Origin of the sequence: Streptomyces coacervatus, assembly GCF_029223485.1 — a bacterium.
GTDB lineage: Bacteria > Actinomycetota > Actinomycetes > Streptomycetales > Streptomycetaceae > Streptomyces > Streptomyces coacervatus.
On the sequence record NZ_JARHTP010000014.1, the window covers coordinates 22,185 to 46,003 of the forward strand.

General features: G+C 69.4%; 21 protein-coding genes and 5 tRNA genes. 14 read left to right on the plus strand and 12 right to left on the minus strand.

What is annotated here, in order from left to right; translation table 11 throughout:
* Positions 1–20: 20 nt before the first annotated feature.
* On the minus strand, positions 21–659 hold the full coding sequence (locus P2Q00_RS30805; protein WP_275776540.1) for a hypothetical protein: 639 nt from the start codon (positions 657–659) through the stop codon (positions 21–23).
* A gap of 120 nt (positions 660–779) precedes the next feature.
* Positions 780–1,334, minus strand: coding sequence for a YceI family protein (locus P2Q00_RS30810; RefSeq protein ID WP_275776542.1), 555 nt, complete (start codon positions 1,332–1,334; stop codon positions 780–782).
* A 156-nt stretch (positions 1,335–1,490) separates the two neighbouring features.
* Here P2Q00_RS30810 and P2Q00_RS30815 point away from each other — a divergent pair, with 156 nt between their 5' ends.
* The 3 genes from P2Q00_RS30815 to P2Q00_RS30825 all read left to right on the plus strand — a co-directional run bounded on the left by P2Q00_RS30815 (position 1,491) and on the right by P2Q00_RS30825 (position 5,802).
* Positions 1,491–3,803, plus strand: coding sequence for a polysaccharide lyase 8 family protein (locus P2Q00_RS30815; RefSeq protein ID WP_275776544.1), 2,313 nt, complete (start codon positions 1,491–1,493; stop codon positions 3,801–3,803).
* 217 nt (positions 3,804–4,020) lie between these two features.
* On the plus strand, positions 4,021–5,553 hold the full coding sequence (locus P2Q00_RS30820) for an acyl-CoA carboxylase subunit beta (protein WP_275776841.1): 1,533 nt from the start codon (positions 4,021–4,023) through the stop codon (positions 5,551–5,553).
* A gap of 57 nt (positions 5,554–5,610) precedes the next feature.
* Positions 5,611–5,802 carry an acyl-CoA carboxylase subunit epsilon gene (locus P2Q00_RS30825; protein ID WP_275776546.1) on the plus strand — a complete coding sequence of 64 codons (192 nt, stop codon included), beginning with the start codon at positions 5,611–5,613 and terminating at the stop codon, positions 5,800–5,802.
* Positions 5,803–5,953: 151 nt separating this feature from the next.
* On the opposite strand, the gene P2Q00_RS30830 is transcribed toward P2Q00_RS30825, so the two are convergent.
* From P2Q00_RS30830 to P2Q00_RS30865, 8 genes are all read right to left on the minus strand, one after another.
* Entirely contained in the window at positions 5,954–6,535 is a 582-nt protein-coding gene (locus tag P2Q00_RS30830; RefSeq protein WP_026248371.1) for a GTP-binding protein, read from the minus strand.
* Positions 6,516–7,109, minus strand: coding sequence for a DUF742 domain-containing protein (locus P2Q00_RS30835; RefSeq protein WP_275776550.1), 594 nt, complete (start codon positions 7,107–7,109; stop codon positions 6,516–6,518). Before P2Q00_RS30835 ends, P2Q00_RS30830 begins: the two co-directional genes overlap by 20 nt.
* 97 nt (positions 7,110–7,206) lie before the next feature.
* A complete protein-coding gene (locus tag P2Q00_RS30840; RefSeq protein ID WP_007384910.1) occupies positions 7,207–7,620 on the minus strand; it encodes a roadblock/LC7 domain-containing protein in 414 nt (137 codons plus the stop codon).
* A 10-nt stretch (positions 7,621–7,630) separates the two neighbouring features.
* Positions 7,631–10,927: a sensor histidine kinase gene (locus P2Q00_RS30845; protein ID WP_275776552.1), complete on the minus strand. Its 3,297-nt coding sequence runs from the start codon at positions 10,925–10,927 to the stop codon at positions 7,631–7,633.
* A gap of 387 nt (positions 10,928–11,314) precedes the next feature.
* The gene (locus P2Q00_RS30850) at positions 11,315–11,890 is read right to left on the minus strand and encodes a GTP-binding protein (RefSeq protein WP_015657619.1); all 576 of its coding nucleotides are present in this window, start codon (positions 11,888–11,890) and stop codon (positions 11,315–11,317) included.
* Complete coding sequence (locus tag P2Q00_RS30855) at positions 11,871–12,266, minus strand: DUF742 domain-containing protein (RefSeq protein WP_030943001.1); 396 nt, start codon at positions 12,264–12,266, stop codon at positions 11,871–11,873. Before P2Q00_RS30855 ends, P2Q00_RS30850 begins: the two co-directional genes overlap by 20 nt.
* 109 nt (positions 12,267–12,375) lie before the next feature.
* The gene (locus tag P2Q00_RS30860) at positions 12,376–12,789 is read right to left on the minus strand and encodes a roadblock/LC7 domain-containing protein (RefSeq protein ID WP_003973453.1); all 414 of its coding nucleotides are present in this window, start codon (positions 12,787–12,789) and stop codon (positions 12,376–12,378) included.
* Positions 12,790–12,798: 9 nt separating this feature from the next.
* A complete protein-coding gene (locus P2Q00_RS30865; RefSeq protein WP_275776557.1) occupies positions 12,799–16,512 on the minus strand; it encodes a sensor histidine kinase in 3,714 nt (1,237 codons plus the stop codon).
* A 601-nt stretch (positions 16,513–17,113) separates the two neighbouring features.
* Here P2Q00_RS30865 and P2Q00_RS30870 point away from each other — a divergent pair.
* The 10 genes from P2Q00_RS30870 to P2Q00_RS30915 all read left to right on the plus strand — a co-directional run bounded on the left by P2Q00_RS30870 (position 17,114) and on the right by P2Q00_RS30915 (position 21,563).
* Positions 17,114–17,299 (plus strand): hypothetical protein, encoded by a 186-nt coding sequence (locus tag P2Q00_RS30870; protein WP_275776559.1) that lies wholly within the window; start codon positions 17,114–17,116, stop codon positions 17,297–17,299.
* 130 nt (positions 17,300–17,429) lie between these two features.
* A complete protein-coding gene (locus P2Q00_RS30875; RefSeq protein ID WP_275776560.1) occupies positions 17,430–18,215 on the plus strand; it encodes a fumarylacetoacetate hydrolase family protein in 786 nt (261 codons plus the stop codon).
* Positions 18,208–19,692 (plus strand): glutamate--tRNA ligase, encoded by a 1,485-nt coding sequence (gltX, locus tag P2Q00_RS30880; RefSeq protein WP_275776561.1) that lies wholly within the window; start codon positions 18,208–18,210, stop codon positions 19,690–19,692. Before P2Q00_RS30875 ends, gltX begins: the two co-directional genes overlap by 8 nt.
* Positions 19,693–19,864: 172 nt before the next feature.
* Positions 19,865–20,167, plus strand: a complete 303-nt coding sequence (locus tag P2Q00_RS30885; protein ID WP_275776563.1) for a FlgD immunoglobulin-like domain containing protein — start codon at positions 19,865–19,867, stop codon at positions 20,165–20,167.
* A gap of 111 nt (positions 20,168–20,278) precedes the next feature.
* On the plus strand, positions 20,279–21,010 hold the full coding sequence (locus P2Q00_RS30890; protein WP_275776565.1) for an HAD family hydrolase: 732 nt from the start codon (positions 20,279–20,281) through the stop codon (positions 21,008–21,010).
* A 91-nt stretch (positions 21,011–21,101) separates the two neighbouring features.
* Positions 21,102–21,173: transfer RNA gene (locus P2Q00_RS30895), tRNA-Gln, on the plus strand.
* Between the two features lie 22 nt (positions 21,174–21,195).
* A tRNA-Glu gene (locus P2Q00_RS30900) sits at positions 21,196–21,268 on the plus strand.
* Positions 21,269–21,297: 29 nt separating this feature from the next.
* Positions 21,298–21,370, plus strand: a tRNA-Glu gene (locus P2Q00_RS30905).
* Positions 21,371–21,390: 20 nt separating this feature from the next.
* A tRNA-Gln gene (locus P2Q00_RS30910) sits at positions 21,391–21,462 on the plus strand.
* A 28-nt stretch (positions 21,463–21,490) separates the two neighbouring features.
* Positions 21,491–21,563, plus strand: a tRNA-Glu gene (locus tag P2Q00_RS30915).
* Positions 21,564–21,616: 53 nt separating this feature from the next.
* Here the strand turns inward: P2Q00_RS30915 and P2Q00_RS30920 are convergent.
* Positions 21,617–22,261: a MerR family transcriptional regulator gene (locus P2Q00_RS30920; protein WP_275776566.1), complete on the minus strand. Its 645-nt coding sequence runs from the start codon at positions 22,259–22,261 to the stop codon at positions 21,617–21,619.
* Between the two features lie 67 nt (positions 22,262–22,328).
* On the opposite strand from P2Q00_RS30920, the gene P2Q00_RS30925 reads away from it, so the two are divergent.
* A complete protein-coding gene (locus P2Q00_RS30925; RefSeq protein ID WP_275776567.1) occupies positions 22,329–22,883 on the plus strand; it encodes a DUF4188 domain-containing protein in 555 nt (184 codons plus the stop codon).
* Between the two features lie 85 nt (positions 22,884–22,968).
* Here P2Q00_RS30925 and ndgR read toward each other — a convergent pair whose 3' ends face one another.
* Positions 22,969–23,685 carry an IclR family transcriptional regulator NdgR gene (gene ndgR, locus P2Q00_RS30930; protein ID WP_007384919.1) on the minus strand — a complete coding sequence of 239 codons (717 nt, stop codon included), beginning with the start codon at positions 23,683–23,685 and terminating at the stop codon, positions 22,969–22,971.
* Positions 23,686–23,819: the final 134 nt, after the last annotated feature.

The following is a 23,819-nucleotide window of genomic DNA, read 5'->3' on the forward strand; positions in this document are numbered from 1 at the left end:
CGCGGAGCCAGCCGCGCCGCTCAGGCGTCCCGCGCCGCCTTCGCGAACTGCATAAGCCCCGTAAAGTCGATCGCCCCAGGATCGCCGTGCAGATTCTCGGGCACATGCGTGTGCCCGCACACCCCCTTGAACGCGTTCCACGCATGACCACTCATCCGCTGCCCCGCCTTGCTCCCGTACGACTCCGGATACGGCGGCCACAGCTCCGGCCCGCGCAGCGGCACGTCGTGCTCCGCGTGCATCCAGGCCAGGAACCGGGCGAGCTCGCGCTGCGCCCACTCCGGGGCCTGGGGCCAGTAGATGTGCGCCTTGCCGCCGTCCGTCCACTTCTTGTGGGTGGCAGGGTCGCAGGTGCCGACCAGTTCGACCTGGCAGACGTTCAGGGTGTTCGTCTCGACACCGCCGGGAAGGTTCACCAGGGCGCGCGAGGAGACGTCGATGTCGAAGTGCTGGAACCAGTCGAGCTTCTGGGCGGTGAGGTCCGGCACCGCCGTCAGATTCGGCGCGATGAGGCCGCCCATGTAGTCGGGCAGCGTGGGGCCCTCGGTGGTGTGCAGAACGACGACGTTGACCTCCATGGCGTCGCCGGGGAAGCGCTTCTGGTACCAGTGGGTGCGGTCTGCCCCCGGGTAGTGCTGCGGTCCTGACTTAGTGGTCATGTGTCCCCCTGGATCTGACGTTCCACGAGCATGACCGAGCGCCCGCCCTCCTGATACAGGGGCGCGGGCGCTCTCCGGGTGCAGGTGCTGTGAAGTGTGTGAAGGGCGGGCCGCGGGGGATCAGGCGTTCTTGATCGCCGAGATGTCGAAGTTCAGCTTGATCTTGTCGGAGACCAGCACACCGCCCGTCTCCAGCGCCGCGTTCCAGGTCAGACCCCACTCGGAGCGCAGGATCTCCGCCTTGCCCTCGAAGCCGACGCGCTCGTTGCCGAAGGGGTCCTTCGCGGCGCCGTTGAACTCCAGGTCGATGGTGAGCGGCTTGGTGGTGCCGAGGATCGTCAGGTCGCCGGTGATGCGGTAGTCCTCGTCGCCCAGCGCCTCGGCCGAGGTCGAGCGGAAGGTCATCGTCGGGAACTCCTCGATCTTGAAGAAGTCCGCGCTCTTCAGGTGACCGTCGCGGTCGGCCGACCCCGTGTCGATGCTGTCCATCTTGACGTCGATGGAGGCCGTCGACGCGGACGGGTCGCCGCCGTCCAGGTGCAGCGAGCCGGAGAAGTCGAGGAACTTGCCCTTGACGTTGGTGACCATGGCGTGGCGGACGGTGAAACCGATCGTGGAGTGGGCCGTGTCGATCGCGTAGTCACCGGTGAGGGCGGTCAGCTCGGTGTTCGCCATGATGTGCTCCTTCGAGTGAATGTTGAACGTTGAACTAGCCAACGCGAACGACCGTAGACCTATTCCGTACAAGTTTCAACATCATCCGCAAAGTGTTGGCGTGGTTACGCTGAGGTGGTAGATGCCCATGGCATGGACAGGCAGAGCAGAGCCCTCATGAGACCCACCCGCAGAGCCGTCTTACTGGCGGCGGCACTCCTGGCCACGGCCGCCCCCGGGGCCCGTGCCGGTACCGCCGACCCCTACGACACCCTCCGCCGCCGCTGGCTGGACCTCGCCCTCGGCACCGGCTACGACCCCACCGCGGAGCCGTACGCCTCCCGCCTCGCCCAGACCGGTGAGCTCGCCCGCGCGGCCCGGACCACCATGGCTCCCACCCCCACCTCCCTCTGGCCCGGCTTCCCCTACGACCCGCCCTCCGGCATCACCCAGAGCTACGGCCGCCTGTGGACCATGACCCAGGCCTACGTCCAGCAGGGCACCGGCTCGACCGGCGACCCGGCCCTCCTCGCGGCCGTCCTGCGCGGCCTCGACCACCTCTCCGCCACGATCTACAACCCCTCCACCACCCGCTACGGCAACTGGTGGGAATGGCAGATCGGCAGCCCCCGCCTGCTGATGGACATCACGGCCGCCCTGTACGACGACCTCACCGACGCCCGGCGGGAAGCGGCCTGCGCAGCCGTGGACCACTTCATCCCCGACACGATGCTCACCGACTACTCCGGCACCTCCACCGGCGCCAACCGCGTCGACCTCTGCCGCTCGGTGGCCCTGCGCGGCATCCTGGGCCGCACGGACACCAAGCTCGCCCTGGCCCGCGACGCGCTCTCCCCGGTCTTCCCGTACGTCACGAAGGGGGACGGGCTGTATGCGGACGGCTCGTTCCTCCAGCACACCTGGGTCGCGTATTCGGGGACGTACGGACAGGTGATGCTCGACGGCCTCGGCCGCCTCTTCACGCTCCTCGCCGGATCCGCGTGGGAGGTGACCGACCCGAACCGGCAGCTCGTCCTCGACAGCGTCGAGCACGCCTACGCGCCGCTGATCCACGACGGGTTGGTGATGGACGCCGTCAACGGCCGTGCCATCAGCCGGGGTTACCTCAAGAGCGACGACCACCACGTCATGCGCAGCGACCACTTCCACGGACAGGGGATCATCGCGGCCGTCGCCCTGCTGGCCGGCGCGGCGAGCCGGGCGGAGCGCGAGCGCTGGTACGCGGCCGTCAAGGGCTGGATCGAACGGGACACGGTGACACCGGTCCTGACGGCACCCCAGCTCGGCGTGGCCGACCTGGCCCGGCTGCACACGATCGCGGACTCGCCGGTCGCGGCCGCCCCGGAACCCGTCGGCCACCGCCTCTTCGCGGCCATGGACCGCGCGGTGCACCGCGGCTCCGGCTTCACCGCGAGCATCGCCATGTGCAGCGACCGCATCACGTACTACGAGTGCGGCAACGGCGAGAACCCGCGCGGCTGGCACACGGGCGCCGGAATGCTCTACTGGTGGCCCGCGGGGCGCAGTGGCCGGTCCGACCAGTACACGGACTGGTTCTGGCCGACCGTCGACTGGTACCGCCTCCCGGGCACCACCGTCTCCACCCTCCCCCTGGCCGACAAGGCGGGCGGCGAGTGGGGCGCGCCCAAGCCGGACGTGCGCTGGGTCGGCGGCACCACGGACGGCGAGTACGCGGCCGTCGGCCAGCACCTGAAGGGCCTCGGCTCGACACTCCAGGCCCGCAAGTCGTGGTTCTGCGTCGCGGACGCGGTGATCTGTCTCGGCGCGGGCATCACCTGCACCGACGGCGTCCCGGTCGAGACCGTCGTCGACAACCGCAACCTGGGCGAGGGCGGGACTCAGGAGTTCGTACGGGGGAGGGGCTGGGCCCACCTGGAGGGCCACGGCGGCTGGGTCGTCCCCGCCGTCGCCCTGCACACCCTCCGCGAGGACCGCACCGGCGCCTGGTCAGACATCAACACCACCAGTACGACCCAGCAGGCGACCCGCCGCTGGCAGACCCTCTGGCTCGACCACGGCACGGACCCGACGGCCGCCACATACGTCTACGTCGTCCTGCCGGGCGCCTCGCGCCGGGCCGTCGCGTCCCGTGCTGCGGACCGCCACTGGCTGGCGCTCCTGGCCAACGACAGCACCTGCCAGGCCGTCCGGGTCCCCTCCCTCGGCCTGACGGCCGCCAACTTCTGGGGGCCCGGCACGGCGGGCCCGCTGACCGCCTCCGCGGCCGCGAGCGTCCTCGTACGCCTCCACAGCCGCACCGCTACCCTCTGCGTGAGCGAGCCACCCCGAACGGGCGAGCCGTTCGAGATCACCTGGGACCATCCGGTACGCGGGGTCGTGCGGGCCGACGACACCGTCGAAGTCCTCCGCACCGGCCGCCGTACGACCCTCCGGATTACCCCAGGCGTGTCATGTGCGACTCATCGATGTGAGCTGGCTCTCAGCTGACGGGTTTGTGCGACCCCTACAAGCCGGATGCCCCCTGAGCAGTCGGAAAGCCTGCATGCCGTCGAGGTTCTGTTCAGGGGTACCAGGAAAACGGGCCGGAGACTGTACGGAGTCGACGGCTCGCTTTCTTGGGTGGGCTTCGTAAGGTCACTACATGACCGTTTTGGATGAGGCGCCGGGTGAGTCGACGGGTGAGCCGACGGACGCGCGCGGGCGCGTGGCCGAGCTGCACGAGATCCGTGCGCAGGCGCTGGCCGGCCCGAGCGAGAAGGCGACCGAGGCGCAGCACGCCAAGGGCAAGCTGACCGGCCGGGAGCGCATCGAGCTGCTCCTCGACCCGGGTTCCTTCCAGGAGGTCGAGCAGCTGCGGCGGCACCGCGCGGTCGGCTTCGGCCTGGAGGCCAAGAAGCCGTACACGGACGGTGTGATCACCGGCTGGGGCAAGGTGGAGGGCCGCACGGTCTTCGTCTACGCCCATGACTTCCGCATCTTCGGCGGCGCGCTGGGCGAGGCCCACGCCACCAAGATCCACAAGATCATGGACATGGCCATCGCGGCCGGGGCCCCGCTGGTGTCGCTCAACGACGGCGCGGGTGCCCGCATCCAGGAGGGCGTCTCGGCGCTGGCCGGCTACGGCGGCATCTTCCAGCGCAACACCAAGGCGTCCGGGGTCATCCCGCAGATCAGCGTGATGCTGGGCCCGTGCGCCGGCGGCGCGGCCTACAGCCCCGCCCTGACGGACTTCGTCTTCATGGTCCGGGAAACGTCCCAGATGTTCATCACCGGCCCGGACGTGGTCAAGGCGGTGACGGGCGAGGAGATCACGCAGAACGGCCTGGGCGGCGCCGACGTCCACGCGGAGACCAGCGGCGTCTGCCACTTCGCCTACGACGACGAAGAGACCTGCATCGCCGAGGTCCGCTACCTCCTGTCGATGCTCCCGCAGAACAACCGGGAGAACCCGCCGCGGGTGGAGTCCGAGGATGCGGCGGACCGCCGCAGCGAGGTGCTGCTGGACCTGGTCCCGGCGGACGGCAACCGGCCGTACGACATGGCCAAGGTGATCGAGGAGATCGTCGACGACGGCGACTACCTGGAGGTCCACGAGCGCTGGGCCCGCAACATCATCTGCGCGCTGGGCCGCCTGGACGGCCAGGTGGTCGGCATCGTGGCGAACCAGCCGCAGACCCTCGCGGGCGTCCTGGACATCGAGGCGAGTGAAAAAGCTGCGCGTTTCGTCCAAATGTGTGACGCTTTTAACATTCCGATCGTCACCTTCCTGGACGTCCCGGGCTTCCTCCCCGGTGTCGACCAGGAGCACGGCGGAATCATCCGCCACGGCGCGAAGCTGCTCTACGCCTACTGCAACGCGACCGTGCCGAGGATTTCGCTGATCCTGCGCAAGGCGTACGGAGGCGCCTACATCGTCATGGACAGCCAGTCCATCGGTGCCGACCTCACCTACGCCTGGCCGACGAACGAGATCGCCGTGATGGGCGCCGAAGGGGCCGCCAACGTCATCTTCCGGCGACAGATCGCTGAGGCCGAGGACCCCGAGGCCATGCGGGCCCGCATGGTCAAGGAGTACAAGTCCGAGCTGATGCACCCCTACTACGCGGCCGAGCGCGGCCTGGTCGACGACGTCATCGACCCGACCGAGACCCGCGAGGTCCTCATCCGCTCCCTGGCGATGCTGCAGACCAAGCACGCCGACCTGCCGTCCCGTAAGCACGGCAACCCCCCGCAGTAACCCAGCGGACCCTCCGCGCCACCCTCGCGGAAACCTCTCTCACGGAGACTGAGACCTATGAACTCCCCTGACATTCGTGTCGAGAAGGGCCACGCCGAGCCCGAGGAAGTCGCCGCCATCACGGCCGTCCTCCTGGCCCGCGCAGCGGCCGCCCCGTCGGACACCCAGCCCCACCCCGGCCGCCCCAAGGCCGGCTGGCGCCGCCTGGAGCGCGAGGGCGGCTTCCGAGCCCCGCACAGCTGGCACTGACCGCGGTAACAAAGCCTGAGGGCCCCTCTCGTAAGAGAGGGGCCCTCAGGCTTTGTTGTTTTAGGGGCGCGGGGAACTGCGCGATCAGCCACGGACTGCCCGCAGACGGCCGACGACCGTAAGGGGCAGCCCAATAGCCGCAAAGAATTACCTACCGCAGGCGAGCCATCAACGCATGCTCCACGAGCGTAATAAGAGCCGACTTCGCATCCGCCCGATGCCGGGCATCAGTCGTGATGATCGGCGTATCCGGCCCGATCTGCAGGGCTTCACGGACCTCGTCCGGGTTGTACGGCTGATTCCCGTCGAACCCGTTGAGCGCGATCACAAAGGGCAGACCGGAGTTCTCGAAGTAGTCGACCGCCGGGAAGCAGTCGGCAAGACGCCGGGTGTCCACGAGCACGATCGCGCCAATTGCACCGCGCACCAGGTCGTCCCACATGAACCAGAAGCGGTCCTGACCGGGGGTGCCGAACAGGTACAGGATCAGGTCCTGGTCCAGGGTGATACGGCCGAAGTCCATGGCCACCGTGGTGGTGGTCTTGTCCCCGGTGTGGGTGAGGTCGTCGATGCCTGCCGAAGCAGACGTCATGACGGCCTCGGTACGCAGCGGGTTGATCTCCGAGACGGCCCCGACGAACGTGGTCTTGCCCACGCCGAAGCCACCCGCCACCACGATCTTCGCCGAGGTGGTGGAGCGGGAAGGACCGCCGCTAGAGCTTGCGAAGTCCACTGAGCACCCTTTCGAGCAGTGTCACGTCTGGCTGGCCGCCGGCGTTCTCGTCGCCGCCGGGCTGATGAATCGCGACCAGTCCCGCCTCCGCCAAGTCGGCGACGAGGATCCTGGCCACGCCGAGAGGGATCGTCAGTAGGGCGGAGATTTCCGCCACCGACTTGATCTCGCGGCAGAGGTTGCAGATCCGCTGATGCTCGGGCAGCTGGCCCTGCATCTGGTGCGGCTGCGCAGTGGTGTGCACCAGCGCCTCGATGGCGAGCTGGTAGCGCGGGCGGGTCCGGCCGCCGGTCATGGCGTACGGACGCACCAGGGGGTTGTTCGACGACCCTGCGGGCGCCGGCTCGGGCGCGCGTCGCTGCGGCTGCACGGGCTGGATGCGCGGGGCCGGCGGCTGGTCGTACGGCGACGGTCCGGGACCCTGGGGGCCCTGGGGTGCGTACGGCTGCTGACGCCGCTGGCTCGGGGTGGAGGGGAAGTTGTAACGGTTCGGGTTCTGGGAACCGCCGCCCTGGCCCTGGGCAGGGCCGTACGACCAGTTGCCCGAATTCGAACCGCCTGGGGGTGTTGCCACTCTCTTCTCCTCCTCCGACCGTGCCGGGCACCCATGCCTGTGGAGCCGCGTCCCGAAACCTTACGGCCCCGGGACGCCAAAACGCACCGTCTGTCTGTCAGTTGAGCAGGCTGCCTTGGAGCTCCGCACGAAGATCCGGCGTCAGGACCGAACCGGCACGGTCCACCAGAAGGGCCATCTCGTACCCAATGAGACCGATGTCCGCCTCGGGGTGCGCGAGAACCGCGAGCGAGGAACCGTCGGATACGGACATGATGAACAGGAATCCCCGCTCCATCTCCACAACCGTCTGGTTCACGGCGCCGCCCTCGAAGATCCGGGAGGCGCCCGCCGTCAGGGACGTCAGACCGGAGGCGACGGCCGCAAGCTGGTCGGCGCGGTCGCGCGGAAACCCTTCGGACATCGCCAGAAGGAGTCCGTCGGCGGAGACCACCACCGTGTGGGACACCCCCGGGGTGTTGTCCACGAAGTTGGTGATCAACCAGTTCAGGTTCTGTGCCGCCTGGCTCATCGGGCTCACACTAACGCTCCTGGTTGTAGGTGCTGTCAGAGCCGAAGCCCTGACCGTTCGTTTCACTGCCTGCGTTGCGTCCGCGCTGGACGCCCCGACGCAGGTTGCTCAGCCTGCCCCGGACATCCTCCGGGGCGCGGGAGACCGATGGGCCGCCCTGGGGGGTGGTCTCGGCGGCTCCCTCGACCAGGTTGGCCTTGGGCACCCGCCGCGGCAGACCGGAGGAGGTGACCCCGCCTGCCTTGGGCTTCTTCAGCGCCGAGGCCTGCTGCCAGCGCTCGTCGTTCGCCGAACGCCAGTCGCCGCCGGGGCCGCTTCCGTTGCCGTTGCTCTGCGGTGCGGGAGCGGGCGCTTCCTGGCTCGCGTGCCGAGTGCCGTTCGAACCGCTCGCAGCGCTCCCGAAGGATCCGCGGCGGGGCAGTCCGGCGTCGGTCAGCGCATGGGCCGCGGAAGAGGCCGGTCCCGGACGGTCGAAGCCTACGCGGTCGCGCTCGCTCACGTCAGCGGCCTGCGCAGATTCCGTTTCCGGAGCGTACTCGGGCGAGTAACCGCTCTGGTAGCCGTCCTGCTGCGGCCAGTCGTCCTGCTGGCGCCGCTCCTGGAAGGCCGGGAAGGACTCCGGCGCGGAGGCGCGGACGGCGGGGGGCTCCTCGCGGACCGGCTCCGCATACGCGGGCTCGGGGTAGCCGCCGTTCGGTGAGAACGTGTCGTTCTGCGGCAGCCCGCCGTTCGGCGCGTAGTACGGCTCGTCGTACGACGGGCGCGGAGCCGGCTCGTCATACGCGGGGCGCTGCGGCTCCTCGTACGGAGTCTGCTGCGGCTCGTCGTACGCGGGGCGCGGGTCGTAGCCGCCGGGCTGCTGCTCGGGGAAGCCGCCGAGGCCGTTGTCGTAGGACGGCTGGTCGAACGCGTCGGCGTACGGGGTCTCGGGCGACTCCTGGGACGGCTGGTCGCCGCCCGACTGGGCCTCCAGGGCCGCACGGCGCTCTTCGCGCATCAGCGAGCGGCCGACGGGGTCCAGCTCGCGTATGTCGTCGGGGACGTCGGCGTAGCGGGTGTCGTCGAAGCCGAGCTCCGCGGCCGTGCGCATCGGCAGGCCGTTGTTGAAGTCCTCACCCTGGTAGTTCTGCTCCGGGATGATCTGCGAGACCGTGAACTCGTCGCGCGGCTGCTGCTCGCCGCCACCGCCGTGGGTGATCGCGTCCGGCAGCATGACCAGCGAGGTCGTGCCGGCCTGCTCGCCGGAGGGGCGCAGCTGGACCCGGATGCCGTGCCGGTCGGACAGCCGGCCGACCACGAACAGGCCCATGCGCTGGGAGATCGCGGCGTCCACGGTCGGCGGGTTGGCCAGCTTGTGGTTGATGTCCGCGAAGTCCTCGGCGGTCAGGCCGATGCCCTTGTCGTGGATCTCGATCATGATGCGGCCGTCGGGCAGCCGGGTCGCGGTGACGCGGACCTTGGTCTGCGGGGAGGAGAACGTCGTCGCGTTCTCCAGCAGCTCAGCGAGCAGGTGCACGAGGTCGGTGACCGCGCGGCCGTGGATCTCGGCCTCCGGGACGCCGGACAGCTCGATGCGCTCGTACTGCTCCACCTCGGAGGAGGCGGCGCGCAGCACGTCGACCAGCGGGACCGGCTGGTCCCAGCGGCGGCCGGGCTCCTCGCCGGCGAGGACCAGGAGGTTCTCGCCGTTGCGGCGCATACGGGTCGCGAGGTGGTCCAGGCGGAAGAGGTTCTCCAGCTGGTCCGGGTCGGCCTCGTTGTTCTCCAGGTCGGTGATCAGGGTCAGCTGGCCCTCGATCAGCGACTGGTTGCGGCGCGACAGGTTGGTGAAGATCGCGTTGATGTTGCCACGGAGCAGGGCCTGCTCGGCGGCGAGTCGCACGGCCTCGCGGTGGACCTGGTCGAAGGCGCGGGCGACCTCGCCGATCTCGTCCCGGGTGTTGATCGGGATGGGCTGGACGCGGGTGTCCACGCGGCCGGGGTCGGTGCGCGAGAGCTGGTCGACCAGCATCGGCAGGCGCTGCTCGGCGATACCGAAGGCGGCGTTGCGCAGCTGGCGCATCGAGCGGGACATCTGGCGGGCCACGGCACCGGCCAGGATGAACGCCAGGAGCAGGGCGACGACGACTGCGGCACCCGTGATGAGGGCGTCGCGCTTGGCGTTGTCGGCGATGTCCGAGGCCTCGTTCACGGCCTTGTCGGCCATGTCCGACTGGATCTGCCGGTAGACATCGGCCCGGAGGGTGGTGACCGCCCACCAGTTCTCGGCGGTGATGCCCTGAGTGGCGAGCGCGGCGCGGGCGCTGGTGTCGGTGCTCTGCAGCGCCGAGAGGGCCGTGACCATGGCCGTGTCGCCGGACGGCGGCGGCACATAGGTCTGGTTGGCTGCCGCTGCCTTCGCGGCGGCCTCCTTGGCCAGCGCCGCGCCCTGCGTCTTGGCCTTCGCCTCGAGGTCGATGAGCTTCTGCGCGTCCGCCTCGGTGCCGCCGGCCTTGTACTCCTCGATGGCGATGCCTTCGAGGTAGGCGTAGGAGGAGAGAGCGACGCGCTGCTTGGCGAGGTCGTCCTTCTTGGGACCGGGGCTGACCAGCAGATGCATGCCGATCGACCGCTCCAGCGACAGGGACGCCTGGGTCAGCGCGATCGCGTAGACGGTCCGGCCGTAGCTGGTGATGTTGCCGGTGCCGAGGCCGAGTTCGTTGGCGAACTCCATCAGGGGGTGCGCGACGGCGACGTAACCCTCTTCGGTCTCCACACCGTGGACCTTCGAGGAGTACGCGATCGCGCGCAGGGTGGCCAGCTGCGGCTCGGCCTGGCGGAAAAGCTTGAGGCGGCGCAGCAGGCCGGCCTTCTGCGGCATGCTCTGCGCCGCCTGGTCGAAGGCGTCGGCTGCGACGTCCGTGGCCTTGCGGGCCGCGGCGATCGTCGCTTTGTCCTTGGCGGTCGCGCTCTTGCCCTTGAGCAGCGGTGCCGCGGTGATGTCGCGTTCGTTGTTCACCGCGTTGGCATAGGTCAGGGAGGCCCGCACCAGACGTGCGGTGTTCTCCGCGTCCTGCGCCTCCTGCCAGGTGTCGATCGAGCTCTTCACCTGGAAGCCGCCCATGACGAGGCCGACCATCACGGGTATGAGCAGGATCGCGTTCAGCCTGGTCGGCACCCGCCAGTTGCGGGGGGAGAAACGGCCGCCGCTCGGAGCGGGTGCGGCCGTCGGTTCCGAACCGGGCACAGGGGCGGGCGCCGCTCCGCGCGGCGGCGGGGTGAAGTTGCCCCGGGCCGACGGCTCGGGACCGTTCTTGCTTCGCCTCACTCGACCAACAACCTCTCGGCGGCGGGCACCAACGTTGTGCCGCAGTGTCTCAGAGCCCAGTACGCCCTTGAGTACGCAGTACTGCTGAGTACGTCTTTGACTATTGGGCAGTTCACGCATTTGAGCACGACGACCTGCGCTCTTCCAAACAGTGGAAAGCAAGGATTCCGTGTGATGTAAGCCCTAGATAAATCGGTCATAAAGAGCGAGCCCCGTCAAAAGACGGGGCTGATGTGAGCGCAGTGAGACCGATTGGCAACGACGCGTGGCCGCGTCACCCGATTCCTCTGCCGAAACGTTATGAACACCGGGGCCGACCGTGTCAAAGGCCACAGCCGGCTCCGATGCGTCTACGACAACTGCCGTATGGCATGGCTGATTTGGGTGTTACCTCAGCCGTGCCATGAGAGCGTGCTCGACCAGCGTGATCAGCGCGCTCTTCGCGTCCGAACGGTGCCGGGCGTCTGTAGTGATGATCGGGGTGTCCGGCCCGATCTGCAGCGCCTCGCGCACCTCCTCGGGAGCATACGGCTGGTGCCCGTCGAAGCCGTTCAGCGCGACGACGAACGGCAGGCCGCTGTTCTCGAAGTAGTCGACGGCCGGGAAGCAGTCGGCCAGGCGCCGGGTGTCCACGAGCACCACCGCGCCGATGGCGCCGCGCACCAGGTCGTCCCACATGAACCAGAAGCGGTCCTGGCCCGGCGTACCGAAGAGGTACAGGATCAGGTCCTGGTCCAGGGTGATACGGCCGAAGTCCATGGCCACCGTGGTGGTGGTCTTGTCCCCGGTGTGGGTGAGGTCGTCGATGCCCGCGCTCGCGGACGTCATCACGGCCTCGGTGCGCAGCGGGTTGATCTCGGAGACGGCGCCCACGAAGGTCGTCTTGCCGACACCGAAGCCGCCCGCCACCACGATCTTGGCGGAGGTGGTCGCCCGGCCTCCGTCAGAGCTTGCGAAGTCCACTGAGCACCCTTTCGAGCAGGGTCACGTCCGGCGCACCGGTCGTCTCGTCGCCACCAGGCTGGTGGATGGCGACGAGCCCGGCCTCGGCCAGGTCCGCGACAAGGATCCGGGCCACGCCCAGCGGCATGGACAGGAGCGCCGACACCTCCGCGACCGACTTCACCTCACGGCACAGGTGGCAGATGCGCTGGTGCTCCGGGAGCAGCCCCATGAGTGCTGCCGGGTCGGCCGTGGTGCTGATCAGCGCCTCGATGGCGAGCTGATAGCGCGGCCGCGTCCGGCCACCGGTCATCGCGTACGGACGTACCAGCGGCTGGTCGCCCTCATCCTCGTACGGCTCCGCGTACGGATCATGAGAGGCGGTGGGCGGGGTCATGAATCCTCCGGGCGGGACAGCAAGTCGGTCGGGCTGGCCGTCTTAGTGGCCGTGGGGGGATTGTGGCGGCCGGACGGTGATGTGGTGACGGGGGTGGATCGCGGGCGGGTCAGTGGAGCAGACTGCCCTGTAGTTCGGCGCGCAGGTCCGGTGTGAGGACCGCACCTGCCCGGTCGACGAGCAGCGCCATCTCGTAGCCCACCAGGCCGATGTCGCACTCCGGGTGCGCGAGCACGGCCAGGGACGAGCCGTCCGAGACGGACATCAGGAAGAGGAAACCCCGCTCCATCTCGACGACCGTCTGCGCCACGTTGCCGCCCTCGAAGATCCGGGAGGCCCCGGCCGTCAGCGAGGTGAGCCCGGACGCGACGGCCGCCAGCTGGTCTGCGCGGTCCCGCGGGAAGCCTTCCGACATCGCCAGAAGGAGACCGTCGGCAGACACGACGACGGTGTGGGACACACCTGGGGTGTTGTCCACGAAGTTGGTGATCAACCAGTTGAGGTTCTGTGCCGCCTGGCTCATCTGGCTCAACTAACGCTCCTGCTGGTGAGTGGGGCTCGGGAAGCTGCCGGTCTGGCCGGTACCGGCCTGTCGACCTTGCGCGATGCCCCGACGGAGATTGGTCAGACGGCCGCGTACGTCGTCAGGCGCACGCGAGACTGCCGGACCGGCTTGGTGCTGTTGCTGCTGAGCCGTGCCCGGGACGAGGTTAGCCCGGGGCACCCGGCGCGGCAGGCCGGAGGTGGTGACGCCGCCCGCCGCCGGCTGCCGGACGCGCTCTGCCTGCCGGACGAGGTCGTCGTTCGGCGAAGTGCGCCAGCTGGAGGTGACGGGACGCTGTGGAGCCGCGGGAGCGGCAGGGGCGGCCGGAGCCTGCGGCTGCTGCGGGGCCGGAGCGGAGCCGTTGCTCTGCTGACCGCCCTGCTGGCTGCCGTGGAACCAGTTGGTCTCCAGCGTGTCGTACAGCGGTGTACGACCGTCACCCGGGCCGGACGCCGGCGGCAGCGCCTCGGGCTCCTGGCGGGTCGGCCGCTGCTGCGGACGCTGCGGGGCCGGCGGCCGCGGAGCACCGAAGTCGTTGCCCGGCTGCGGACGCTCGAACTGCCCGGTGGAGCCGTTGTCGTAGCCCGGCACGGCGAACTGGCCCGTGGAGCTGGGGTCGTACGCCTGCGGGCTCGCGAACTGGCCCGTGTTGGCGGGGTTGTTCGGGTTGTTCGACCCGTTGTGCCCGTTCTGCCCGGCCGGAGCGCCGAAGACGTCCGAGCGGACGAACTGGCCCGTGTTCTGCGAACCGTTCGTGCTCGGCTGCTGCGCGCCGAAGTCCTGGCCGGCGAACTGACCGGTGTTCTGCGGCGAGTCCGCACCGGGACGGGCGAACTGGCCCGGCGCCGGGGCACCGAAGTCGGGGCGCGGGAAGTCGGAGGTGGAACCGGGGCCGTGCCGGTCGTCGGACCGCGGGACCGCCGGCATCTCGGACGTAGCGTCGATGCGCGGCATCCGAGAGGTCTCGTCGTGGCCGCGCGGGGTGTCGAGCGAGGCACGCGGCACCGGCGGCTGCGCGTTCTCGTCGCTCCAGCTCGGCCGGGACTGGGGGTTGCCGCCCGGCAGCTCGGCGCGCGGACCGCCACGGCCCGGCAGCTGAGGCTGACGGCCACGGCGGCCGCGGCTCTCCTGCTCGGGAGCGCCCGCGGACGGGGACTGCTGCGGTACGGCGCCACGAGCGCCGCCGAAGCTGTCCTGGCCCGTGCCCGCGGCCTGCAGACCCTGCGGCGCACCCGGCGCCTGACCGAACCCGGCGCCCGCACCCGCGGGTGCCGGACGGCCCTGCGGCGGTGCGGCCGGAGACTGCGGTCCACGCGCTCCGCCGGGCGCACCCGGACGGCCGGCGCCCGCGCCCGGCAGTGCGGCCCGCGGCCCCTGACCGGCACCGAGCAGACCACCACCGGCGGACGCACCGGCACCGAGAGCACCGCCACCCGGCGCACCCGCACCGGCCTGGCGCCGTGCCGCGGCCACACCTGCGGCGGCCTGCGCGGCGGCCGGACCGCCGGAGGCACCGGCGCCCTGACCGGGCTTGCCCTGCGGCTTCTTGCCGCCCTGGGCGACATCGACGGGCAGCATGACCAGCGCGGTCGTACCACCGGAGTCGGACGGGCGCAGCTGGATACGGATGCCGTGGCGCTGCGACAGACGACCGACCACGAACAGACCCATGCGGCGGGAGACCGAGACGTCCACGGTGGGCGGCGAGGCGAGCCGCTCGTTGATCGCCGCGAGGTCCTCGGGGGAGAGGCCGATACCGGTGTCGTGGATCTCGATCAGCACGCGGCCGTCGGGCAGCGCGTGACCGGTGACCTTGACCTTGGTCTGCGGCGAGGAGAACGAGGTGGCGTTCTCCAGCAGCTCGGCGAGCAGGTGCACGAGGTCGTTGACCACGCGGCCGGCCACTTCGGTGGTCGGCACGGCGGCCAGTTCGATGCGCTCGTACTGCTCCACCTCGGACGCGGCGGCGCGCAGCACGTCGACCAGCGGGACCGGGCGGGTCCAGCGGCGGCCGGGCTCTTCACCCGCGAGAACCAGGAGGTTCTCACCGTTACGGCGCATACGCGTCGCGAGGTGGTCGAGCTTGAACAGCGAGGACAGCTGGTCCGGGTCGGCCTCGCGGGACTCCAGCTCGGAGATCAGCGACAGCTGGCGCTGGATAAGACCCTGGGAGCGGCGCGAGAGGTTGGTGAACATCGCGTTGACGTTGCCCCGCAGCAGGGCCTGCTCGGCGGCGAGGCGGACCGCCTCGCGGTGCACGTCGTCGAAGGCCGCGGCCACCTGGCCGATCTCGTCCTTGGAGTGCACACCGACCGACTCGACGGAGGTGTCGACGTCCTGCGGGTCCGACTCCGACAGCTGCTTGACCAGCTCGGGCAGCCGGTCCTGGGCGACCTTGTTGGCGGTCTCCTGCAGACGGCGCAGCGAGCGGATCATGGAGCGGGCGATGACGAAGGCGCCGACCAGGGAGACGCCGAGCACGAGCAGGATCAGCGCACCGGAGATGATCGCCTCGCGCTCGGAGGCGGAGCGCAGCTCGCGGGCCTTCTGCTCCATGTCCTCGAGCAGCGTGTGCTCGATCTTCTTCATCTGCCCGATCTTGGTCGAGCTGTCGTCCACCCAGTCCTGGTACGAGCGCTTCGGCAGGTCGTCCAGGGCGTTCTGGGAGGCGAGGGCACGGCTGGCGTACTTGTCGCTGGCCGTGATCGTCGCGTTGTTCTCCTCGATGGGCTTGAGGAGAGAGGTGGCCTTGTCGGTGCCGTAGATGCTCCGGAAGCTGCGCAGCTGGGACTTCTGGCTCTCCAGCGCCGACTGTGCGTACAGCCGGTCGTTCTCCGACAGGGTGCCGATGGTGGAGTTGTTCGCGGGGAGCGCCGCCGCCAGAACGGCGCGCTGCATCGACGCGTACTCCTTGGCGGAGGAGAAGGACGACAGGGCGCGGGTGCGCTGGATCATCTCGGGGTTGCTGGTGGCCTCGGCCATGTCCTGGGAGAGGTCCAGCAGGTGCGTGACGAGACGGTGGTAGGCCTCGACGGTCTGGGTCGAGTTGTCCTTGGTCTCGTAGGCGCCGGTGCGGATCTTCGACAGCTGTTCGAGGTCGCCGACCACGCCGACGAGGCTCTCGCGGACGCCCTGGAGCGAGCCGTCCTTGTTGGAGGTGTCGATCTGCTCGGCGGCGTCGATGAAGTTGGTCTTGGCCCGGTCCGTCTTGTCCCGGTAGCCCTTGACCGTGTAGTCGCTCGCCTTCGAGCCGTGCGCCAGCGGACCGGCGGACTGGTCGCGCTCCTCCTGGAGCGCGGCGGCCAGCTCGGTGGCCTGCTTGGTCATGTCCGTCAGCAGCTTCATGTTGTCGAGCTGCTGGATGTCGTTCATGTTGTCGCTGATGCGCAGCGCGCCCAGCGAGGTGGCCGCCACCACGGGAAGCGCGAGCAGCGACACCAGGCGCGTGGAGATGCGCCAGTTGCGCAGCGCCACGCGGGATCCCGGACCGCTCGGGCCCTTGGGCGGCGTGACCGCCGGGGCAGCGGGGCTCGGTGACCCGGGGGGCGCCGAGGCGCCGGGGCGCCCTCCGCCGTCGCCGGACGGTGCCGGGCCCGGGTTCTGGGCGTGCTGGGGCGAGGAACTGCCGACATTGGGGCCAGTCCCGCCGTGCGGCTCCGGCTCCGCCGAAGCACTGCCATCCCTCTTGAAACGTCCCTGCACTAGCGTCGCAACCTCTGGACCAGGCGCCCCTCCGCGTGAACGGAAAGGCACGGTGTCGGCGTTTTAGGCGGCGCCCTGAATGCGCCCCCTGTGGTCGTGAGTGACCGGCGCTGGCTCCCCCTTCTCGCCGCCACGCGGCGCTTGTCGCGCCCCCTGTGCGCCGGCTCGATCCTGCGGCGGTCCGTGGAATTCCAGCACAGTGCAGGATCTCCAACAAGGGCCGAGCACTATGCCGTGACGCACGTGACTGCACGTGAGTGCGGGGTTACCGGACGTAGAAAGTGATCTCGTCCATAACGGACTTATGCGAGCGAGTCGCCCGACTGTCAAGGGTGTCCCAGTCGCCATGATCAGGAGCGGAATGATGGCTTCAGGTGGACAATGTCCGTTTCGTGGGGGTGAGTTGCAGGCCTGAATTGACCGTTTTGCCTGCGGGGCCGTGAGCAAACTCACACGCTGATCATGAGGTCTTCACGTCTTGGGAAGGGAATTGCATGTTTAGCCTGACGCTTTACAAGACGTAACACTTTGACAACCGTGCCCGCGTAAGGGGCCCTCGCGCCCGGCCGGGCGCCCATAGACGACAAGGTCACGTACAACAGTGAAGACGACGATGATGTTCCGCAACATAGCCAACCCGCGGCGCACGACGCTGGCGCACCTCGAGGACGCCGACGCACTGCAGACGCCGCAGCAGCCGGAGCACTCCGTCGACCTCCCGGCCCAGACGGCCAACCCGCGCCGCACCATCCTGGTGGAGGTCCCCGCCACGGCCTCCGTCGCGTAGTAGTACGCACACCGGTCGTAGATCACTCAGTACGGCCGCGCACGCCCCAAATGCGAGAAGCGCAGCCCCGTTGCCGCGTTAGCCTGGAGCGTCAGACTCCAGTCGGCTCAAGTGAGGGGCGCAGGATCCCGTGCGCATCGCCAGGTTCTCCATCGACGGGAACGTCGCCTTCGGCGCGGTCGAGGGCGACAAGCCGGACGAGCTCGTCCTCGACATCATCAAGGGCATCCCGTTCGCGGACTTCGAGCTCTCCGGTACGAAGGTCCCGCTGAGCAAGGTGCGGCTGCTGCCCCCGGTGCTCCCCAACAAGGTCGTGGCCTTCGGCCGCAACTACGCCGAGCACGCGCGCGAACTCGGCAACGAGGTGCCCGACGCCCCGTTCGCCTTCTTCAAGCCGTCCACCTCGGTGATCGGCCCCGGCGACGAGATCCAGTACCCGTCCTTCTCCGAGGATCTGCACCACGAGGCCGAACTGGCCGTCGTCATCGGCCGTATGTGCCGCGAGGTCCCGCGCGAGCGAGTGGCGGACGTGATCCTCGGCTACACCTGCGCGAACGACATCACCGCCCGTGACGTGCAGAAGCGCGAGAAGCAGTGGGCGCGGGCCAAGGGCTTCGACACCTCCTGCCCGCTCGGCCCCTGGGTGGAGACGGACCTCGACCTCAAGACGGCGTCGGATCTCACCATCCAGCTCACCGTCAACGGCGGGCAGCGCCAGCTCGGCCGGACGAGCCAGATGATCCACTCCATCGAGGACCTGATCGTCAACATCTCCGAGGCCATGACGCTGCTCCCCGGCGACGTGATCCTCACGGGCACCCCGGCAGGCGTCGGGCCGCTCACCGTCGGCGACGAGGTCGCCGTCACCATCGAAGGCATCGGCACTCTCACCAACAAGGTTGTCAAGCGTGGCTAGCGCACCCGGCTCCCCAGTTCGCGTCCGTTTCTGTCCGTCGCCCACCGGTAACCCCCATGTGGGCCTGGTCCGCACCGCCCTGTTCAACTGGGCGTTCGCTCGGCACCACCAGGGCACCCTGGTCTTCCGCATCGAGGACACCGACGCTGCCCGCGACTCCGAGGAGTCCTACAACCAGCTGCTCGACGCGATGCGCTGGCTGGGCTTCGACTGGGACGAGGGCCCCGAGGTCGGCGGCCCGCACGCGCCCTACCGCCAGTCGCAGCGCATGGACCTCTACAAGGACGTCGCCGCCAAGCTCCTCGACGCCGGCCACGCGTACCACTGCTACTGCTCCCAGGAGGAGCTGGACACCCGCCGCGAGGCCGCCCGCGCCGCCGGCAAGCCCTCCGGCTACGACGGCCACTGCCGCGACCTCACGGACGCGCAGGTCGAGGAGTACAAGGCCCAGGGCCGTACCCCGATCGTCCGCTTCCGCATGCCCGACGAGACGATCACCTTCACGGACCTGGTCCGCGGAGAGCTGACCTTCACGCCGGAGAACGTGCCGGACTACGGGATCGTACGAGCCAACGGGGCGCCCCTGTACACGCTCGTGAACCCCGTCGACGACGCCCTGATGGAGATCACCCACATCCTGCGCGGCGAGGACCTGCTCTCCTCCACCCCGCGCCAGGTCGCCCTCTACAAGGCGCTGATCGAGCTCGGCATCGCCAAGCAGATCCCGCAGTTCGGCCATCTGCCGTACGTCATGGGCGAGGGCAACAAGAAGCTGTCGAAGCGCGACCCGCAGTCGTCGCTCAACCTCTACCGCGAGCGCGGCTTCCTCCCCGAGGGCCTGCTCAACTACCTGTCCCTGCTGGGCTGGTCGCTCTCCGCGGACCAGGACATCTTCTCGATCGACGAGATGATCGCGGCCTTCGACATCGCGGACGTCCAGCCCAACCCGGCCCGCTTCGACCTCAAGAAGTGCGAGGCGATCAACGCCGATCACATCCGTCTGCTGGACGTGAAGGACTTCACGGAGCGCTGCGCGCCGTGGCTGCAGGCCCCGTTCGCCCCCTGGGCGCCGGAGGACTTCGACGAGTCGAAGTGGAACGCGATCGCCGCGCACGCCCAGACCCGTCTGAAGGTCCTGTCGGAGATCACGGACAACGTCGACTTCCTCTTCCTGTCCGAGCCGGTCTTCGACGAGGCGAGCTGGACGAAGGCGATGAAGGAGGGCTCGGACGCCCTGCTGCGTACGGCCCGCGAAAAGCTGGAGTCGGCCGACTGGACCTCCGCCGAGTCCCTCAAGGAGGCCGTCCTGGCCGCCGGCGAGGCCCATGGCCTCAAGCTCGGCAAGGCCCAGGCCCCGGTCCGCGTGGCCGTCACCGGCCGTACGGTCGGCCTGCCGCTCTTCGAGTCCCTTGAGGTCCTGGGCAAGGAGAAGACGCTGGCCCGCATCGACGCGGCACTGGCGAAGCTGGCGGCGTAACACCGAGGCACGCGTGAGGGGCGGCACCCGGACAACCGGGTGCCGCCCCTTCGGTGTTCGTTCAGACGGCGTCGTTCTCGTCGATCAGGTAGGCGCTCTCGTCGAAGATCTCCAGCACCACGACGACCATGATCGCGCCCGCCACCTCACGGACAAGGGCAAGGTGGCGCTCGTGACCGCCGATGTCCCGACCTCGCCCCTGGCCCAGACGGAGGCGCAGACCGACCCTGTGCCGAGCGGCCCGGTCACCTCCAACCCCTGGAAGCCGGTCTGGCAGCTCAGCAAGCCGTCGACCTGGACCCTGACCCTGGCCACCGGCACCGGCACGGTCGTCCGCACCCTCACCGGCACCTCCACGGCCGCCGCCGTCCGCGCCTCCTGGGACGGCTACCGACAGGACGGCACCCGGGTCAACGGCAACTACACCTGGACCCTCACCGCGGGGCCCCGCGACGGCCCCAGGGCCCGTACCTGACCCTGACCGGCACGACCACCGTCAACTGAGAGACGCATCACGGGCTCCCGCGCAGTGTCCATCGGGGGCTAACCCCCGAACCCCCAGCCGATCGGGAGGTACCGTCGGGGCATGGCGATCAGAGCCGTCGTCTGGGACGTCGACGACACCCTCTTCGACTACACGACCGCGGACCGCGTGGGCATGCGCGGCCATCTCGCCGCCGAGGGCCTGCTCGACGGGTACACCACCGTCGAGCAGGCCCTCGCGCACTGGCGGGCGATCACCGAGCAACAGTGGGCGAGGTTCTCGGCGGGGGAGTTGTCCTTCGAGGACCAGCGCCGCGAACGCATACGGGTGTTCCTGGACGAGCGGCTGACCGACGCCGAGGCCGACGCCTGGTTCCAGCGGTACATGAGGCACTACGAGGCCGCCTGGGCCCTCTTCCCGGACGTCCTGCCGGCCCTGGACGCCCTCGCTGCCAGCCACCGACACGCGGTGCTGTCCAACTCCAGCCTCACCGTCCAGGACCGCAAGCTGCGCACGCTCGGCGTCCACCACCGCTTCGAGATCATCCTGTGCGCCGCCGAGCTCGGCGTCTCCAAGCCCGAGGCGGGCGCCTTCCTGGCCGCCTGCGAGGCCCTGGAACTCGCCCCGCACCAGGTCGCGTACGTCGGCGACCACCCGGAGATCGACGGGCGAGGCGCCGCCGACGCCGGACTGCTGTCGGTGTGGATCGACCGCGACGGCGCGCACACCAGCGGTGCCGCACCCACGGGCCCTCGCCGGATCGCCTCCCTGGCCGAACTCCCCGCGATCCTTGGCGCGGATACCCGTTTTGGAGCCCCGTCCACCTTCAGGTAATGTTCTTCCTGCGCCGCCGGGGAGCGGGCCGAAAGGCCGGGAACCGGAGGAGCAAACTAGAACAAAATCCCCGCAGGGGCTTGTGTTCCAGTGGCCTATGGTGTAATTGGCAGCACGACTGATTCTGGTTCAGTTAGTCTTGGTTCGAGTCCAGGTAGGCCAGCTCGCAGAGCTCATCTGCATCCGCCCCCGTTGTGTAGCGGCCTAGCACGCTGCCCTCTCAAGGCAGTAGCGCCGGTTCGAATCCGGTCGGGGGTACGGATCTCGATCAACTCGGGATCGCTAGGGCCCCCGTTGTGTAGCGGCCTAGCACGCCGCCCTCTCAAGGCGGTAGCGCCGGTTCGAATCCGGTCGGGGGTACAAACTGGTCTAAACCACATTGGTCTATGGTGTAATTGGCAGCACGACTGATTCTGGTTCAGTTAGTCTTGGTTCGAGTCCAGGTAGACCAGCTCGGATCTGCGGAAACGTTAGATCCTCGCCCCCGTTGTGTAGCGGCCTAGCACGCCGCCCTCTCAAGGCGGTAGCGCCGGTTCGAATCCGGTCGGGGGTACCTCAGGAAGGCCCTTCGCTTCGGCGGAGGGCCTTCGTCGTACCCGGCGTGTGCTACCCGAAGCCGTACCGCCGAGTCGTCTCCTCCTCCTGGGCCAGCCGGTGCAGTGTCTGCAGGATCGGCTCGTTGATGATCGCCCCCAGGATCGCGAACTCGATCCGCTCCTCCTCCGAGAGGTGTGCCTCCATGTTGTCCAGGTCGAGGACGGCTGTCCGGTACGCCAACTCGGCGTACGGCGCGAGCAGTTCGGCTCCCCAGGTGTAGCCGAGCCGGCGGAACGCGGCCACGGACACCACCAGCGAGCGGTACGAGGGGGAGATGGTCGCGAGCCGCTTGGCGTTCTCCCAGCCGAGCCGGTCGAGGAGCGCGGCGACCTCCTGGTGTGCGGCCTGGATGTATTCGTCGTCCGTGTCCGGCTCCGGCACCTGCGGCAATGCCCACATCGCGGCGCCGAGACGGATCGCACGGGGCAGGGAGTCGTCGTCGACATGCCCCAGCACCTCCCTGACCGTCGCCACCGGCACCCGGCCGACCTGGATCATCGCGCGGACCAGCTTCAGCCGGCGCAGATGCTCCTCGTCGTACTCGGCCGTCGTCGCGTTGATCTGGCGGCCCGGCGGCAACAGGCCTTCGCGCAGGTAGTACTTGATCGTCGCGGTGGACACCCCACTGCGCTCGCTGAGCTCGGCCAGCCGCATCTCTTGCGCCCCTTCTTGGGAAGTGCCACTATCCAAGCACCAAGCAGAAGGATAGTGCCGCTATCCGATGAGGGAGCAGGGGGCTGCCGTGTTCGCGAAGCCGGTGTCGGGTCGTACGACCGCGAATGCCGAGGGGGATGTGGTGGTCCTGCTCATCGGGATGCGGGTCAACCACTTCTGGGCGGTGCACCAGTGGCTGCCGGTCATGCTGTCGATGTTCCGCATGCTTGGGGAGCTTGCGCGGGACCGTGACCGGGGGCTGCTGGGGCATGTGCTGCTGACGGCCTCACCGCGGACGTACTACGTCGTCCAGTACTGGGAGTCGAAGGAGCAGCTGTACGCCTACGCGCACTCGCCGGAGATGTTCCACCACAAGGCGTGGGGGATCCTCAACCGCAAGGAGCGGGCGGGCAAGGTGCGCGGGCATGTCGGGCTGTGGCACGAGGCGTATGTGGTGCCCGAGGGGTCGTACGAGTCGATCTACTTCGACATGCCCGCGTTCGGGCTGGCCGACGCGCACGGGCAGGTGCCGCTGGAGCGGCGGGGGCGGTACGCCAAGGACCGGTTCGCGTACCGGTCGGCGGCCGGCGCCGAGCGGAAGACGGCCGAGAAGGCCGGGTGACCAGGGGGGTTCGGGGGACCGGGGAGGGCCTGCCGCGGCGTTGAGGCGGGCCCTCCCCGGTGCTGTCCCGGAGGCTTCCCTGAGGTCAGCCCGTGCGGCGCAGTGCCTCGGAGAGGCGGGCGGCGGCGTCGATGACCGCCTGGGCGTGCATACGGCCCGGGTGGCGCGTCAGGCGCTCGATGGGGCCGGAGACGGACACGGCGGCCACCACGCGGTTGGACGGGCCGCGTACGGGCGCGGAGACGGACGCGACGCCCGGCTCCCGCTCGCCGATGGACTGGGCCCAGCCGCGGCGCCGTACGCCCGAGAGCGCGGTGGCCGTGAAGCGGGCGCCCTGCAGGCCCCGGTGCAGCCGCTCGGGCTCCTCCCAGGCCATCAGGATCTGCGCCGAGGAGCCCGCCTTCATGGTGAGCGTCGAGCCGACCGGGACCGTGTCCCGCAGGCCGGACAGGCGCTCCGCCGCGGCGACGCAGATGCGCATGTCGCCCTGGCGGCGGTAGAGCTGGGCGCTCTCGCCCGTGATGTCCCGCAGATGCGTGAGCACCGGGCCGGCGGTCGCGAGCAGGCGGTCCTCGCCGGCGGCCGCTGCCAACTCGGCAAGGCGGGGGCCGAGAATGAAACGGCCCTGCATGTCTCGTGCCACCATTCGGTGGTGTTCCAGAGCCACGGCCAGTCGGTGGGCCGTGGGTCGTGCCAGCCCGGTCGCCGCGACCAGACCCGCGAGGGTGGCCGGACCGGACTCCAGGGCGCTCAGGACAAGGGCTGCCTTGTCCAGAACGCCGACGCCGCTACTGTTGTCCATGAAACGATACTCACGTCTCACTCTGTGAAACGCAAGTTCCTTTTTTCGTGAGACGCGCAACCCTTGTAGGCACAGCGGCCCGAAGACCAACGGGCCTGGCGGCGGGTGCCCGGGTACAGGGGCGCGGGCGCTGC